The 15,857-nt window shown below is 70.5% G+C and carries 14 protein-coding genes; 11 read left to right on the top strand and 3 right to left on the bottom strand.

Going from position 1 to position 15,857, the window contains the following annotated elements; all coding sequences use genetic code 11:
- Positions 1–93 precede the first annotated feature (93 nt).
- Entirely contained in the window at positions 94–1,959 is a 1,866-nt protein-coding gene (gene glmS / locus QH290_RS37735; RefSeq protein ID WP_280268031.1) for a glutamine--fructose-6-phosphate transaminase (isomerizing), read from the top strand.
- Positions 1,960–2,405: 446 nt separating this feature from the next.
- Complete coding sequence (locus QH290_RS37730; protein ID WP_280388186.1) at positions 2,406–2,912, top strand: transglycosylase SLT domain-containing protein; 507 nt, start codon at positions 2,406–2,408, stop codon at positions 2,910–2,912.
- On the opposite strand, the gene QH290_RS37725 is transcribed toward QH290_RS37730, so the two are convergent.
- Positions 2,906–3,754, bottom strand: coding sequence for a helix-turn-helix transcriptional regulator (locus QH290_RS37725; protein WP_280388184.1), 849 nt, complete (start codon positions 3,752–3,754; stop codon positions 2,906–2,908). The two genes, QH290_RS37730 and QH290_RS37725, sit on opposite strands and share 7 nt — an antisense overlap.
- Before the next feature lie 160 nt (positions 3,755–3,914).
- Here QH290_RS37725 and ilvD point away from each other — a divergent pair, with 160 nt between their 5' ends.
- Positions 3,915–5,762 (top strand): dihydroxy-acid dehydratase, encoded by a 1,848-nt coding sequence (gene ilvD / locus QH290_RS37720; protein WP_280388182.1) that lies wholly within the window; start codon positions 3,915–3,917, stop codon positions 5,760–5,762.
- A gap of 201 nt (positions 5,763–5,963) precedes the next feature.
- On the opposite strand, the gene QH290_RS37715 is transcribed toward ilvD, so the two are convergent.
- Complete coding sequence (locus tag QH290_RS37715) at positions 5,964–7,157, bottom strand: MFS transporter (RefSeq protein ID WP_280388179.1); 1,194 nt, start codon at positions 7,155–7,157, stop codon at positions 5,964–5,966.
- A 139-nt stretch (positions 7,158–7,296) separates the two neighbouring features.
- On the opposite strand from QH290_RS37715, the gene QH290_RS37710 reads away from it, so the two are divergent.
- Positions 7,297–7,785: a MarR family winged helix-turn-helix transcriptional regulator gene (locus tag QH290_RS37710; protein ID WP_280268026.1), complete on the top strand. Its 489-nt coding sequence runs from the start codon at positions 7,297–7,299 to the stop codon at positions 7,783–7,785.
- 25 nt (positions 7,786–7,810) lie between these two features.
- Here the strand turns inward: QH290_RS37710 and QH290_RS37705 are convergent, their stop codons facing one another.
- Entirely contained in the window at positions 7,811–8,227 is a 417-nt protein-coding gene (locus QH290_RS37705; protein ID WP_280388177.1) for a plastocyanin/azurin family copper-binding protein, read from the bottom strand.
- A gap of 376 nt (positions 8,228–8,603) precedes the next feature.
- Between QH290_RS37705 and QH290_RS37700 the strand changes: the two genes are divergently transcribed.
- From QH290_RS37700 to tsaD, 7 genes are all read left to right on the top strand, one after another.
- Positions 8,604–10,040, top strand: a complete 1,437-nt coding sequence (locus tag QH290_RS37700; RefSeq protein WP_280388201.1) for an NAD(P)H-hydrate dehydratase — start codon at positions 8,604–8,606, stop codon at positions 10,038–10,040.
- A 233-nt stretch (positions 10,041–10,273) separates the two neighbouring features.
- Positions 10,274–11,419 (top strand): alanine racemase, encoded by a 1,146-nt coding sequence (gene alr, locus QH290_RS37695; RefSeq protein ID WP_342213215.1) that lies wholly within the window; start codon positions 10,274–10,276, stop codon positions 11,417–11,419.
- Positions 11,419–12,522, top strand: coding sequence for an alpha/beta fold hydrolase (locus QH290_RS37690; RefSeq protein WP_280388175.1), 1,104 nt, complete (start codon positions 11,419–11,421; stop codon positions 12,520–12,522). The genes alr and QH290_RS37690 overlap by 1 nt, the downstream gene beginning before the upstream one ends.
- Complete coding sequence (gene tsaE, locus QH290_RS37685) at positions 12,515–12,961, top strand: tRNA (adenosine(37)-N6)-threonylcarbamoyltransferase complex ATPase subunit type 1 TsaE (RefSeq protein WP_280264182.1); 447 nt, start codon at positions 12,515–12,517, stop codon at positions 12,959–12,961. Before QH290_RS37690 ends, tsaE begins: the two co-directional genes overlap by 8 nt.
- 55 nt (positions 12,962–13,016) lie before the next feature.
- Positions 13,017–13,778, top strand: a complete 762-nt coding sequence (gene tsaB, locus QH290_RS37680; protein WP_280264184.1) for a tRNA (adenosine(37)-N6)-threonylcarbamoyltransferase complex dimerization subunit type 1 TsaB — start codon at positions 13,017–13,019, stop codon at positions 13,776–13,778.
- Between the two features lie 35 nt (positions 13,779–13,813).
- Positions 13,814–14,302 (top strand): ribosomal protein S18-alanine N-acetyltransferase, encoded by a 489-nt coding sequence (gene rimI / locus QH290_RS37675; protein WP_280264230.1) that lies wholly within the window; start codon positions 13,814–13,816, stop codon positions 14,300–14,302.
- Positions 14,299–15,348: a tRNA (adenosine(37)-N6)-threonylcarbamoyltransferase complex transferase subunit TsaD gene (tsaD, locus tag QH290_RS37670; protein ID WP_280264186.1), complete on the top strand. Its 1,050-nt coding sequence runs from the start codon at positions 14,299–14,301 to the stop codon at positions 15,346–15,348. The genes rimI and tsaD overlap by 4 nt, the downstream gene beginning before the upstream one ends.
- Positions 15,349–15,857 lie beyond the last annotated feature (509 nt).

The raw sequence follows: 15,857 nt of genomic DNA, 5'->3' as shown, positions 1-15,857 counted from the left end.
ACCGATGCGGACCCGCTTGCGGCGTTTCGCCAGGCCCCGGGACTTCGACGGCCCCGTCGCTCGCGCTGCCCGGCCCAAGTAGGCTGGAACACCATGTGCGGAATCGTGGGCTACGTCGGGTACCGGGACGCGCTCGGCGTCGTCGTGGACGCGCTGCGCCGCATGGAGTACAGGGGGTACGACTCCGCCGGAGTGGCGATCCTGGACGGCGCGGGCACCATCGCGGTGGAACGCAAGGCGGGCCGGCTGGCCAATCTGGAGGCCGAACTGGCCGAGACCGGCGTCGACCGCTTCGCCGGAACCACCGGCATGGGCCATACCCGCTGGGCCACGCACGGCGCCCCCACCGACCGCAACGCACACCCGCATCGCGACGCCTCCGGCAAGGTCGCGGTGGTGCACAACGGCATCATCGAGAACTTCGCCCCGCTGCGCCGCGAACTCGAGGACGCCGGGGTGGAGCTGTGCAGCGACACCGACACCGAGGTCGCGGTGCACCTGGTGGCGCTGGCCTACGCATCCGGCCCCACCGCGGGCGATTTCGTCGCCAGCGCGCTCGCCGTGCTGCGCCGCCTCGAGGGCGCGTTCACGCTGGTCTTCACCCACGGCGACCATCCGGGCACGATCGTGGCCGCGCGCCGGTCGACCCCGCTCGTGGTGGGCGTGGGCAAGGAAGAGATGTTCATCGCCTCCGATGTCACCGCGTTCATCGAGCACACCCGCGAGGCCGTCGAACTGGGCCAGGACCAGGCCGTCGTGATCACGGCCGACAGCTATGCGGTCACCGACTTCGACGGCAACGACGGCGTGCCCACCCGCCCGTTCACCATCGACTGGGATCTGGCCGCGGCCGAGAAGGGCGGCCACGACTACTTCATGCTCAAGGAGATCGAGGAACAGCCGGCGGGCGTCGCCGAGACCTTGATCGGGCATTTCGCCAACGGCCGCATCATGCTCGACGAGCAGCGCCTGGCCGAGCAGGAGCTGCGCGAATTCGACAAGGTGTTCGTGGTCGCCTGCGGCAGTTCGTACCACGCGGGCCTGCTGGCCAAGTACGCGATCGAGCACTGGACGCGGCTGCCGGTCGAGGTGGAGCTGGCCAGCGAATTCCGTTACCGCGACCCGGTTTTGGACCGTTCCACCCTGGTGGTGGCGATCTCGCAGTCGGGTGAGACGGCCGACACCCTGGAGGCGGTGCGGCACGCCAAGGAGCAGAAGGCACGCGTGCTGGCCATCTGCAATACCAACGGCGCGCAGATCCCCCGGGAGTCCGATGCCGTGCTCTACACCCGCACCGGCCCCGAGATCGGGGTCGCCTCCACCAAGGCGTTCCTGGCCCAGATCACCGCGAATTACCTTGTGGGCCTTGCCCTTGCGCAGGCCCGCGGCACCAAGTACCCGGACGAGGTAGCGCGCGAGTTCGGGGAGCTGGAGGCCATGCCGAAGCTCGTCGAGCGGGTGCTGGAGACGGCGCCGCAGGTGCGCTCGATCGCCCGGCAGTTCGCGAATGTGCCGACGGTGCTGTTCCTCGGGCGTCACGTCGGCTATCCGGTGGCGCTGGAGGGGGCGCTCAAGCTCAAGGAGCTGGCGTACATGCACGCCGAGGGCTTCGCCGCGGGCGAGCTCAAGCACGGCCCGATCGCGCTGATCGAGGAGGGCCTGCCGGTGATCGTGGTGATGCCCTCGCCCAAGGGCCGCGCGGTGCTGCACTCCAAGCTGCTGAGCAATATTCGCGAGATCCAGGCCCGGGGTGCGCGCACCATCGTCATCGCCGAGGAGGGCGACGACACGGTGCGCCCGTTCGCCGACCATCTCATCGAAATCCCCGCCGCCCCAACCCTTTTCCAGCCGTTGCTGTCGACGGTCCCGCTGCAGATCTTCGCCGCCGAGGTGGCGCAGGCGCGCGGATACGACATCGACAAGCCCCGAAACCTGGCCAAGTCGGTCACGGTGGAGTAGAGCGGGGCTCGGAGATTCCGGCCAAAAGCATGCCGGAAATAATGGGTGGTAATACGCCGATCTGACGGGTGCACATCCGCATGCACCCCTCCGGCAAACGTGCCGTGCATGTGGACACCCACCGCGCCCCTCCACCCGACTGTGACCAGCGCCTCTATAAGTCCTGCTCGAAGAAATTCTCTCAGGACAATAGAACCCACAGTTCATCTTCAGTTCAGATTCTGTTCACCTATCGCAATCAGTCTGTGATGTGCCAGAAAACAGACCGCAAGTCTGTTTGCCGCGTGCGGTGACGAACGCTTCCGCGAATGCCCGCCGCTATGGCTCCGCCCCTGTCGCGGACAACTGAATCCCCAACTCCCACAACAACACAAACAGCGCATCGACGACGCCGGCCCGTGCGGGCAGGCGCCGCGGTACTCGCGCGCTGTCGGAGCCACTTCGCTATGCATTTACGAAAACTGTTGCCGCTCACCGTCCTCGCCGCTGTCGTGGCCGCGCCGCTGCAGGCGCACGCCGAAACCCCGATCTCCGGGGTGCCGCCGGAGCTGCAGGGCCCGGCCCAGCAGATCCAGCAGCAGGCCGTCCAGCCGTTGCCCCAGCCGCTGCCGCAGCTCCTGCCGCCGATCTTCTCGAATGATCTGGACGGCTGGATCCGCAATGCGCTCTACGTCATGGGCCAGCACGGCATCCCCGGCGACTACGAGAGCATCCACCGCAACATCATGCGGGAGTCGGGCGGCAATCCGGCCGCCATCAACCTCTACGACTCCAATGCCGCCGCGGGCATCCCCTCCAAGGGCCTGATGCAGGTCATCGATCCCACCTTCGCCGCCTTCCATGTCGAGGGCACGTCGTGGGACATCTTCGACCCGGTCGCCAATATCGCCGCCGCCTGCAACTACGCGGCCAATCGCTACGGCTCGATCGCCAACGTCTTCTCGGCCTACTGATCTCGAACCGGCTCGGTAACCGGCGTATAGATCACCAGATACAGATCGGGATGATCGGCCGGAGCCAGGCGGTGGTGCTCGTAGCGCAACTCGCCGCGCTCGGGATGGTGGAACACCCGCTCCCGTGAGGTGAAGCCCTCGATGTCGTGGCTGTGCCAGCCCGCGCGGAACTCCGGGCTGACCTCGAGCAGCCGCTGGATCGCCGGGGTGTGCGCGAGATCGCCCAGCCGCGGACCGGCCTCGGCGCGGAACTCCGCCAAGAAGCGGCGGCTGGTGATCTCCCAGTCCGGCAGCAGATCGTGCACGTACGGGTCGGTGAACACCAGCCACAGCAGGTTGCGGTCCTCCGGCGCGACCGTCGCCACGTTCGGATACAGCCCGGCGTAGGCGCGATTCCAGCCGCTGATCTGCCAGTCGGGGGCGATGGCATAGGCGGGGAAGTCCAGCGCGTCCAGTAGGTGCTGCACCTGCGCGGGCGCCGAAGCCGTTGTGCTGTCGGCGGATTCGTGCAACGGCGCGTATCCGGCGAGCGACAGGATGTAGCTGTGCTCGGTGCCGGTCAGCCGCAGCGTGCGGGCGAGCGCGTCGAGCACCTGACGCGACGGCTGGATATCGCGCCCCTGCTCCAGCCACGTGTACCAGGTCGCGCTCACGCCCGACAGGGTCGCCACTTCCTCCCGCCGCAGCCCGCCCCGCCTGCGCGGTCCGGCAGGGGGCAGCCCGACCGCCGTCGGGTCGAGTCGCCGTCGCCGCGCGCGCAGGAAACTGCCCAGCTCCGCCCGCCTCCGACCGCCGGACGCACCCGCCGGTCCGGACGGGTCGTCGCCCTGTGCGTGCGTCATCCGCGTGTGCCTCCGGTCGTGTGCCACCCGCCCGCGGTCATGCCCTTCCCCGCGACGCGCTGCTGTCGGTGCCCACCGAACCAGCCTAACTACTGGTAGTCCCACTACCAGTACAAGCGCCGTCTTCGCGGACGGGTCGCGGGTCGGCAGCATCGACCCCATGCCTCACCTGAGATCACGGACGGTCACCCACGGACGCAATATGGCCGGTGCCCGCGCGCTGATGCGTGCCTCCGGCGTTCCCAGCGCCGATATCGGCGTGAAACCCGTTGTCGCCGTGGCGAACAGCTTCACCGAGTTCGTTCCGGGACATACCCACCTGCAGCCGGTGGGCCGGATCGTGGGCGAGGCGATCCGGGAGGCGGGTGGCATCGCCCGGGAGTTCAACACGATCGCCGTCGACGACGGCATCGCCATGGGCCACGGCGGCATGCTGTACTCGCTGCCGTCGCGGGACCTGATCGCCGACTCGATCGAATACATGGTGCAGGCGCACTGCGCCGACGCGCTGGTCTGCATCTCCAACTGCGACAAGATCACCCCGGGCATGCTGCTGGCGGCGATGCGGCTGAACATCCCCACGGTGTTCGTCTCCGGCGGGCCGATGGAGGGCGGCCGCACCGTGCTGAGCGACGGCACCGCGCGCAGGCTCGACCTGATCACCACGATGAGCGAGGCCGTCAACGACACCGTCTCCGACGCGGATCTGGCCCGCATCGAGGAGAACGCGTGCCCCACCTGCGGCTCCTGCGCCGGGATGTTCACCGCCAACTCGATGAACTGCCTGGTCGAGGCGCTCGGGCTGGCGCTGCCGGGCAACGGTTCGACGCTGGCGACCCATACCGCCCGCCGGGCCCTGTACGAGCGGGCCGGGCGCACCGTCATGGACATCACCCGCCGCTACTACGACAAGGACGACGAGGCGATGCTGCCGCGCGCCATCGCCTCCCGCGCGGCCTTCGACAACGCCATGACGCTGGATCTGGCGATGGGCGGCTCCACCAATACGGTGCTGCATCTACTGGCCGCGGCCCGCGAGGCCGAGCTCGACTACACCCTGCGCGATATCGAGGAGCGGTCCCGGCAGGTGCCGTGCCTGTGCAAGGTGGCGCCCAACGGCAGTTATCTCATGGAGGACGTGCACCGCGCGGGCGGCATCCCGGCCATCCTGGGCGAGCTGCACCGGGGCGGACATCTGCACCCGAATGTGCATGCGGTGCATGCCGATTCGCTGGATCGGTGGCTGGCCGAATGGGATGTGCGCGGGACCGACCCCGCTCCTGAGGCGGTGGAGTTGTTCCACGCCGCACCCGGCGGCGCACGGTCGGCGACCGCGTTCTCGCAGTCGGCGCGCTGGGAGTCGCTGGACCTGGATGCCGCGGGCGGCTGCATTCGCGATGTGGCCCATGCGTATTCGGCCGACGGCGGGCTCGCCGTGCTGCGCGGCAACCTGGCGGCCGATGGTGCGGTGGTGAAATCCGCGGGCGTCCCTGAGACCCTGCTCACCTTCACCGGCCGCGCGGTGGTGGCCGAATCGCAGGAGGAGGCAGTCGATGCCATCCTGTCGGGTCGGGTGCAGGCCGGAAATGTGCTGGTGATCCGGTACGAGGGGCCGCGCGGTGGGCCGGGCATGCAGGAAATGCTGCATCCCACCGCATATCTCAAGGGGCGGGGCCTGGCGGGGTCCGTCGCGATCGTCACCGACGGCCGCTTCTCCGGCGGCAGTTCCGGCCTGTCCATCGGGCATGTCTCGCCCGAGGCGGCGGCCGGTGGTGTGATCGCGCTGGTGGCCGACGACGATGTGATCCACATCGACATCCCCACGCGCACACTGCGATTGGATGTCTCCCAGGACGAACTCGCAATACGCAGCGACCGGCAGTCCGCATCCGGCTTCCGACCCCGCGACCGCAACCGCCCACTATCGAAGGCCCTGCGCGCCTACGCTCTGCTGGCCCAGTCCGCCGACAAGGGAGGAGCGCGCGAGCTACCCGCAGACGGTGCGTGACGCGTCCCGAGCCGGAATCGGCTGCGCCAGGCGGCGATTCGGCCCGCCCGCGGTCTCGGAGCGCTCGGAAGGCCGCCGGGTCCGGTTCTCCCGCGCGGGTGGGCCGCGACGGCTGCGGATCTCGGCGTTCGGTCCAGCCGCCGGTGCCCGCGAGGGCCCGGACCGATCGCGTTTGCCGGTCCGGCCCTTCGCGGATCCGCCCTAACTCCCCACCGCCACAAGGGATTCGGCGGGCTCGTCGGCTCGGGCGTTCGCGCGCCGCTCCAGGACGCCCGACAGTACGGCCAGCCCCAGCGCGCTGCCGGATAGCAGCACCCCGACCCAGTTGGGTGCGGTGTAGCCGAATCCTGCCGCGATGACCAGGCCGCCGAGCCATGCCGCCAGCGCATTGCCGAGGTTGAACGCGCCGATATTGAGCGCCGACGCCAGGGTGGGGGCGCTGGCGGCGTGATCGAGCACGCGCTTCTGCAGCGGCGGCACGGTGGCGAAGCCGAGGGCGCCGATGAGCACGACGGTGACGGCGGCGGCGACCTTGTCGTGCGCGGTGAGGGTGAACAGGCCCAGCACGACCGCCAGCGCACCGAGCGTGGTGTACAGCATCGGCATCAGGTGCCGGTCGGCGTAGCGGCCGCCGATCAGGTTGCCGATGAGGAACCCGAGCCCGAACAGGGCCATGATCCAGGTGACGGAGCTGTCCGCGAACCCGGTGACCTCGATCATCATCGGCGCGAGATAGGTGATCGCCGCGAATACGCCGCCGAAGCCGAGCACGGTCATGGCCATCGCCAGCAGCACCTGGGGATTGGCGAGGACCGCCAGCTCGTTGCGCAGCCGGGCGTCGCGGGGTGCGGGCTGATCGGGCACCAGCGCGAGGACACCGGCGAATGCGAGCACGCCGACCGCCGCCACCAGCGTGAAGGCCAGCCGCCAGCTGATCTGCTCGCCGAGCAGGGTGCTCAGCGGCACGCCGATCACGGTGGCGACGGTGAGCCCGGTGAACATCAGTGCGATCGCGCCCGCGCGGCGGTCCGGCCGCACCAGGGTTCCGGCCACGACCGCCCCGATGCCGAAGAACGCGCCGTGCGCCAGCGAGGCGACGATGCGGCCGGTCACCATCAGGCCGAAGGTCGGCGCCGCCGCGGACAGCAGGTTTCCGCCGATCAACAGCAGCAGGCTGAGCAGCAGCATGCGCTTGCGCGAGACCCGGGTGCCGAGCCCGGTCATCAGTGGCGCGCCGGCGAGCACGCCCAGCGCGTAGCCGGTGACCAGCCATCCGGCGGTGGGGATGGAGACGGAGTAGCTGTCGGCAATGCCCGGGAGCAGGCCGACCACGATGAATTCGGTGGTGCCGATGGCGAATGCCCCGAGCGTCAGGGCGAGCAGTGCGAGCGGCATGGAAGCAGCCTCCACGAAGTCTTGCGTGTGACCATTACGAGCGTCGACAATAATTGCACACGCTGACTAATTGCAAGCGCGGGCTATTGCGCAGGGTGGGTATCCTGGTCGCAACGCCCCGCTCATCCAGGAGGAACTCATGACAGCGGATGCCGCCCTGACCGGTTTGGCCGATGGCTGGTGCGCGCTGTCGGTGCTGCACGACCGGATCGAGGCACATCTGGAACGCGCCTTGCAGGCGCACGACCTGAGCGTCCGCGAGTACTCGGTGCTGGTGGTGCTCAGCCGTCAGCACGACGGTCCCAACGGGCATCTGCGCATGAACCAGGTCGCGGATTCGGTGGCGCTGAGCCAGAGCGCGGCCACCCGCCTGGTCACCCGCCTCGAGGACCGCGGCCTGCTGCAGCGCTACCTGTGCCCCGACGACCGCCGCGGCATCTACACCGATGTCACCCCGGCCGGTATCGAACTACTCGATCGCGCCCGCCCCGCCTACGACGACGCCTTGGCGGGAGCGCTGCGCCAGGCCGCCGCCGACCCCGAAATGGCCCCGCTGGTCGCCGCGGTGCAGGCCCTCAACACCGCACCCACCACGGGCGCCCGGACCCGCGAATACCGCCCGGTCTGAGGCGGATTCCACCGTCGCGCCGGGCCTACCGGACTGTGACGGTGCCGCGCATCTCGGGGTGCAGGGGGCACAGATAGCGGTAGGTGCCCGGGGTGGTGAAGGTGTGGCTCCACTCGCCCTCGGTGAAGATCGGGCTGTTGATGCCCATGGCGGTGTCGCCGATGCCCTGCACCGCGTGCGGTGTCGAATCGGAGAACTTCCAGGTCACCGTGTCGCCGACCCGGACGGTGAGGGTGGACGGCGCGAATTTCATGTTGTCGACCTGCACCGTGGACGTCGTGGGTTGCGGGGCTCCGGTGGTCGTGGGAGCGGGGGCGGTGGTAGTCGACGGCTGCGTGGTCGTCTCGTCCGACCCGCATCCGGCGGCCATCAGGACTCCGGTCGCCGCGACCACCGTGACCAGGACGCGCACGAACGAAACACCCGATGAACCAGTCGACATGCGGGCAAGCGTAGCCCCCGGGAGTAGCGGGTGATTCGCCGCGGCCGCCTGCGCGCGCGACGGTTCCGGTGGCGGTCGCGACCACGGCCGAACGAGGTGGGCGATGCTGCCTCGCCGGGGCGGTGCGCCCTCGCGAATGTGGCTGCGCTGTCGTCTCGATACGGGCATCGGGACCTCCCGTGGCGCTGCGAGCTCGATACCGATACCACGCCACAGCCCGCCATCCGGTTCGGCCGACATGCCCGACCGAGCTGTGCGGAGCGCGGTCTCGACGGACCGCCGCCCGGCGTACTCTGCAGTCGTTGCGGGTTGGCGAAGGTATCGAGCCCCGCGCACGGTCGCGGGCGGGCAGGAGGCGGAAATGGCCCCATCGGCCATGCGCGGATACTTCACCGTCGATGAGGTCCGGGCGGCGGAGGCGGAGCTGTTCGAGCGGGTCGCCGACGGGGTGCCGATGCGGCGGGCGGCCTACGGGCTGGCCGATATCGTCGCCGCGGAGCTGCGGGAGCGGACCGGAGGTATCGCCGGGCGGTCGGTGACCCTGCTGGTCGGATCCGGCGACAACGGCGGCGACGCGCTGTGGGCCGGATCGATGCTGCGCCGCCGCGGCGTCGCCGTGTCGGCGGTGCTGCTGTCGCCGGAGCGGGCGCATGCGGAAGGCCTTGCGGCGCTGCGGCGTACGGGCGGCCGGATCCGCGACGATCTGGGCTCGCCGGACCTGGTGATCGACGGGATCGTGGGGATCTCGGGTCGCGGTGCGCTGCGCCCGGCCGCGGCCGAACTGGTGGCGGCGGTGGAGGTTCCGATCGTCTCGGCGGATCTGCCCAGCGGCGTCGACCCGAATACCGGCGCGGTCGACGGTCCGGCGGTGCGCGCCGATGTGACGGTGTCCTTCGGCGCCTACAAACCGGTGCACGCCCTGGCGGCGCCTCGCTGCGGCCGAATCGAGCTGGTGCCCATCGGTTTGGAGCTTCCGGAACCGAATCTCGCTGCCCTGGAACCGGCTTCGATCGGTGCGCAGTGGCCGGTGCCGAGCCCGGTGGACGACAAGTACACCCAGGGCGTCACCGGAATCTGCGCCGGTAGCGCGACCTATCCGGGCGCGGCCGTGCTGTGTACCGGGGGAGCGGTGGCCGCGACCTCCGGCATGGTCCGCTACGCCGGGACCGGCGCCGCGCAGGTGCTCGCCCACTTTCCGGAAGTCATTGCCTCCCAGAAAATTTCGGAGACCGGGCGCGTGCAGTCCTGGGTATTCGGTCCCGGTGCGGGCACCGACGACGCTGCCCGCGAACGGCTTTCGGAGATCCTCGCCACCGACCTGCCGGTGGTGGTGGACGCCGACGGCCTCACGCTGCTGGCCGCCGAGCCCGCCCTGGTCACCGGCCGTCGCGCGCCCACGGTGCTCACCCCGCACGCCGGGGAGTTCGCCCGCCTCACCGGCCGCGAACCCGGTCCGGACCGGGTGGCCGCGGTGCGCGCGCTCGCCGAGGACTGGCGGGTCACCGTGCTGCTGAAGGGCCGCGCCACGCTGGTCGCGGCGCCGGGCCGGGAGGTTCTGGTCAACGAGGCGGGCGGCTCCTGGGCCGCGACCGCGGGCTCGGGCGATGTGCTCTCGGGCATTCTCGGCGCCCTGCTGGCCGCGGGCCGCGACCCGTCCTGGGCGGCGGCCGCCGCGGCCCGCGTCCACGCCCTGTCCGCCAACCTCGCCGCCCACGCGCACGGCCCCGCCGGATCCCCGGTCTCCGCGAGCCCCATCCTCGACCACATCCGCCCCGCCATCCAGACGCTCCGCACCCTCGCCGAACCCGCCTGAGAAAACGCCCAGGCACCGACCGCAATACCGCGCGGCCGCGACCTGCCCTTGTTCTGGCACGAATGCCGCGCGACAGCGACCTGCCCCTTGTTCTGGCACGAATGCCGCGCGGCAGCGCAGCTGCCCCTTGTTCCGGCATGCTTTTGGCCGGAATCCGTGCCCCGGCCGAACGCACGATTTCCTGGCGGGTAGCCGCTGCCGCCCGGATTCGGGGGAATGGCAGGATCGGAACCGTGAGTAGTGCTGACCCGCAGGTGGAGACCGTCGTCGATCTGGACGCCATCGCGCACAACGTGCGGGTGCTGGCCGAGCATGCCGGGGACGCCGCGGTGATGGTGGTCGTCAAGGCCGACGGGTACAACCACGGCGCGGTGCGGGTCGGGCGGGCGGCGCTGGCCGCGGGCGCGGCCGAACTCGGCGTCACCACGATTGCCGAGGCGTTGCAGCTGCGCGCCGGTGGCATCACGGCCCCGATCCTGAGCTGGCTCAACACCTCCGACGCCGACTACGCCGCGGCCATCGCCGCCGATATCGAGATCGGAGTGTCGTCGCCGGCGCACCTGCGCGCGGTGGAGCGGGCCGCCCGCGCCACGGGCACGACCGCGACCGTCTCGCTCAAGGTCGACACCGGACTCAACCGCAACGGCGTCTCCGATGCCGAATATCCGCAGGTCCTCGCGCTGCTGCGGACTCTGGTCGACGAGCGGGTGGTGCGCCTGCGGGCGATCTTCTCCCACCTTGCCCGCGCGGACGAGCCGCAGCATCCGGCGATCGATGTCCAGCGCGACCGCTTCCTCGACGCCATCGCCGCCGCCAAGGACCACGGTATGCAGCCCGAACTGGTGCACCTGGCCAATTCCGCGGCCACCCTGACCCGCCCGGACCTCGCGTTCGACATGGTGCGCCCCGGCATCGCCGCCTACGGGCTGTCGCCGGTCCCGGAGATCTCCGACTTCGGCCTGCGTCCGGCCATGACCTTCCGGGCGCGGGTGGCGCTGGTGAAGCACGTCGCCGCGGGCGAGGGCGTCTCCTACGGCCACGAATGGATCGCACCGCACGCCACCACGGTCGCGCTGATCCCCGCCGGATATGCCGACGGTGTGTTCCGGCCGCTGGGCGGGCGCATCGCGGTGGGCATCGGTGACGAGCTGTACCCGAACATCGGCCGGGTGTGCATGGATCAGCTGGTGGTGGACCTGGGCGACAACGCCGCCGGTGTGCGCGAGGGCGACAGCGCGGTGCTGTTCGGCCCCGGCGCCCTGCATCCGCAGCGATGGGCCGACCTGCTGGGCACCATCCATTACGAGATCGTCTGTTCCCCTCGCGGCCGGGTCGTGCGACGCTATCTGAGCGATATCGCGGAGCGAGGGGGTGCCTGATGAAATCCGAACGGCCGCACCGATTTCGGTTCACCGCGTGGCGCGGTGGCCTGGCGACCGGCGGCGTGATCGGCGCCCTGGCCGGGGTGCACGCGCTGCGCCGGATGGGCGCCTCGGTGCGCTGGCCCGCCCGCCGCGACGACCTGCGCGAGGAGGACTTCTCGCTGCTCGACCGGGATCGGGCGGTCACGGCGACCTCCGACGACGGTGTGCCGCTGGCGATTCGCGAGTGCGGTCCCGAAGACGCCCCCGCCACAGTGGTTTTCGTGCACGGTTTCTGCAACAGCATGGAATCGTTCCACTTTCAGCGTCGTGATCTCGAAAAACTGTGGGGCCCAAGGGTTCGCATGGTGTTCTTCGATCTGCGCGGGCACGGCCGCTCCGGGACCCCGGGCACGGACAGCTGCACCGTGCCGCAGCTGGGCCGCGATCTGGCCGCCGTGATCGCCCGCAGCGCACCTAGCGGCCCGCTGCTGCTGGTCGGACATTCCATGGGCGGCATGGCGATTCTGGCCGCGGCCGCGCAGTTCCCGCGGCTGTTCGCCGAGCGGGTGCGCGCGGTGGCGCTGCTGTCGACCGCGGCCGCCGAGGTCACCGCCGCCGGTGTCACCCAGCTGCTGCGCAATCCCGCGATCGACGGTTTCCGCGTCGCGGTGCACACCTCGCCCGCGCTGGTGCAGGCAGGGCGGGTCACCGCCCGCCACGTGATCGCCCCGATCCTGCACGTGAGTTCGTTCCACGGGGACGTGAGTCCCACGCTGTCGCGGTTCACCACGTCGATGATCGACCGCACCCCGATCGAGACCATCGTGAAATTCCTGAAAGCCCTGGAGCTGCACGACGAATCGGCGGCACTGCCGACACTCGCCCCGCGGCCCGCGCTGGTGCTCGGCGGCGCACACGACCGGGTGATCCCGTTCCGCAATTCCCGGGCGCTGGCCGAGCAGCTGCCCGATGCCGATCTGGTCCGCGTCACCGACGCCGCGCACATGGTGCATCTGCAATATCCGGAGCTGGTCAACGCGGCGCTGGATCGGCTGATGCTGCGCAGCGGGATGCTCGGCGTCGTTCAGCGCGACGGGCGGGAGGCGGCCCGTGGGTGAGCAACGCACACTGCCGACGGTCGCCGACACCGAGGCGCTGGGCCGGGAGCTGGCCGCGGAGCTGCGGGCCGGTGACCTGGTGGTGCTCGACGGTCCGCTGGGCGCGGGCAAGACCGCGCTCACCCGGGGCATCGCGGCCGGGCTCGGTGTCGAGGGCCGGGTCAGCTCACCGACTTTCATCATCGCCCGCCAGCATCGCGCCGGGGCGCGGCCGGGCTCGGTGGCCATGGTGCACGTCGATGCCTACCGGCTCGGCGGCGACCTCGACGAACTGGACGCGCTCGACCTCGACACCGACCTGGACGATGCGGTCGTGGTGGTCGAATGGGGCCTCGGCGTCGTCGAACATCTCGCCGACCGTCATCTGCGCGTCCTGCTGCGCCGCGAACCCGAATCGGAGACCCGCACGGCCAGCTGGGAGTGGATCGGCCCGGCCTGAGGCGGTGGTACGGGTGCCGTCCGGAAGGTGACCAACCGGTATCGTTGACCCAATCATGCTTGTACTTGCTGTCGACACCGCGACGCCTGCCGTTACAGCGGGCCTGGTGGAGCTGGACGCCTCCGGGCAGGAGACAGCGCCGCGGATCCACACCCTGGCCACCCGGGTCACCGTGGACGCGCGCGCCCACAACGAGGTGCTGACGCCGCAGATCCTCGAATGCCTCGACGCCGCGGGCCGTTCCCGGTCCGATCTCGACGCGGTCGTCGCCGGCGTGGGCCCCGGGCCGTTCACCGGACTGCGGGTCGGCATGGCCACCGCCGCGGCGTTCGGCGACGCGCTGGGACTACCGGTGTACGGGGTCTGCAGCCTCGATGCGATCGCCGCCGACGCGTGGCACGAGATCACCGGCGGCAGCGGGCAGACGATCGCCACGGCCGCCGAATCCGAACTGCTCGTGGTCACCGATGCCCGGCGCCGCGAGGTGTACTGGGCCCGCTATCGCGCCGTACCGGACGCGGAGTTCGCCGGGCCCGCCGCCGTCGGATCCGGCGCGCGCGTGGTCGGCCGTATCGCTGGTCCGGGCGTGTGCAAGCCCGCCGAACTGGACGCGCGCGAATCCACCGTGATCGCCGGATCCGCCTCGCACGTCGATTTTTTCGATCTGCCGGTGCTGCCGGTGGAGACCCCGTCCCCGGCCGGGCTGGTGCGCTGCGCCGCCGCCGAGGTGCTGTCCGGCGCGACGGCCGAGCCGCTGGTTCCGCTGTATCTGCGGCGTCCCGACGCGGTCGAGCGCAGCTATCAGGCGGTGTCGTGAGTACACCCGATTTACCGGCCGTCGAGATCGAACCGATGGGGCCGGCCGACATCGCCCGCTGCGCCGAGCTGGAGAAACTGCTGTTCCCCGAGGATGATCCGTGGCCGGAGGTGGCGTTCCAGTCCGAACTCGCGGGCGCGCACAACCGGTATCTGGTGGCCCGCGACGAATCCGGGCGCATGGTCGGCTACGCGGGCATCGCCCTGCTGGGCCCCGCCGCGCATCCCGAGGCCGAGGTGCACACCATCGGCGTCGATCCGGCCTGCCACCGCGGCGGCATCGGAACTCTGCTGCTGCGGGCATTGCTGGCGGAGGCCGGAAAGCGTGGCGGCCCGGTATTTCTCGAGGTGCGCACGGACAACGCACCGGCGATCGCGCTCTACGAGAAGCACGGTTTCCACATCATCGGATTGCGGAAGAACTACTACCAGCCCAGCGGCGCCGACGCGTTCACCATGCGCCGACCGGCGGTGTCCGGCTTCCCGCGGCCGGGCACCTCGCACAACTCAGAGGTCCTGTCATGATCGTCATGGGCATCGAAAGCTCGTGTGACGAAACCGGAATCGGCATCGTGCGGTGGCATCCCGACGGCACGGAGGGCAAGGGCCGCGCCGAGCTGCTCGCCGACGAGGTCGCCTCCAGCGTCGACCAGCACGCGCGCTTCGGCGGCGTGGTCCCGGAGATCGCCTCGCGCGCGCACCTGGAGGCGGTGGTGCCGGCGATGCGCCGGGCGCTGTCGGCCGCCGGGGTGGCCAGGCCCGACGCGCTCGCGGTGACCATCGGCCCCGGCCTGGCCGGTGCGCTGCTGGTGGGGGTGGCGGCGGCCAAAGCCTATGCGGCGGCGTGGGATATCCCGCTCTACGCGCTGAATCATCTGGGCGGCCATGTCGCAGTGGATACGCTCGAACACGGCCCGATGCCGCCGTGCGTGGCGCTGCTGGTGTCCGGCGGTCACACCCACCTGCTGCAGGTCACGGATCTGGCCGAGCCGATCGTGGAGCTGGGCAGCACGGTCGATGATGCGGCGGGGGAGGCGTTCGACAAGGTGGCGCGCCTGCTGGGCCTGGGCTTCCCGGGCGGACCGGCGCTGGATGCCGCTGCGGCGCACGGTGATCCGACCGCCATCATGTTCCCGCGCGGCATGACCGGCCCGCGGGATCCGCGCTACGACTTCTCCTTCTCGGGCCTGAAGACCGCGGTGGCCCGCTACGTCGAGGCCGCCCAGCGCGCGGGGACCGAGCTGCCGATCCCGGATATCGCGGCATCGTTCCAGGAGTCGGTCGCCGATGTGCTCACCCGCAAGGCCGTCCGCGCCGTCCAGGATGTCGGCGTGGACACGCTGGTGCTCGGCGGCGGCGCCACCGCCAATTCCCGCATCCGTTCGATGGCCGAAGAACGCTGCGCCGCAGCCGGCGTGACCCTGCGCGTACCCAAACCCCGCCTGTGCACCGACAACGGCGTCATGATCGCCGCCCTGGGCGCCCACGTAATATCCGGCGGCGCCAAGCCCTCCCCCCTGACCGTAGCCACCGACCCCGCCCTCCCAGTCTCCACCACCCAACTCCGCTGAACCCCGCGCCAACCGTGGCGGTCGCATCGCCAGCACCGTCGGGATGGCTGGTTGAAGCATCGATGTGGGGTAGCAGAGCGCGCCACACGGACCAGGCGGCCACCACCCACGCGCCCCACACCGTCCCTAGCCGCAGCGCTCGCTTTCTTCCCCCGCCGCCCGCATGCCCGGCTCTGCTCCCGGTTGCCCACGTGCCGCCTGTGTTCCCCGACATACTCGTACGCCCATTCCCCAGCCCGCGCATCCACGCCCACATCCCGGCATACGCGTCTGCGCCCCTACTCCCCGGCGCGCCTGCCTTACTTCCCGGCGTGCGTGTGCGCGCCTGGTTCTCGGCGTGTGTGCGTGGCCTGGTTGTCGGCGTGCGTGTGCGTGGCCTGGTTGTCGGCGTGGGACCGGGGGTAGACCCCCACAAAGCAAACTACCACGGAGGCAAGATGACCCAAACCACCCGCCACCACCCGGCGGATCACCCCCCCTACGCCCGTGAAGTAGAGAAGCAAGCCCCC

Source organism: Nocardia wallacei (genome assembly GCF_029869545.1).
Classification (GTDB): domain Bacteria; phylum Actinomycetota; class Actinomycetes; order Mycobacteriales; family Mycobacteriaceae; genus Nocardia; species Nocardia wallacei_A.
The sequence above is the reverse complement of the archived record's forward strand: the minus strand, read 5'-3'. Positions and strand labels throughout refer to the sequence as shown.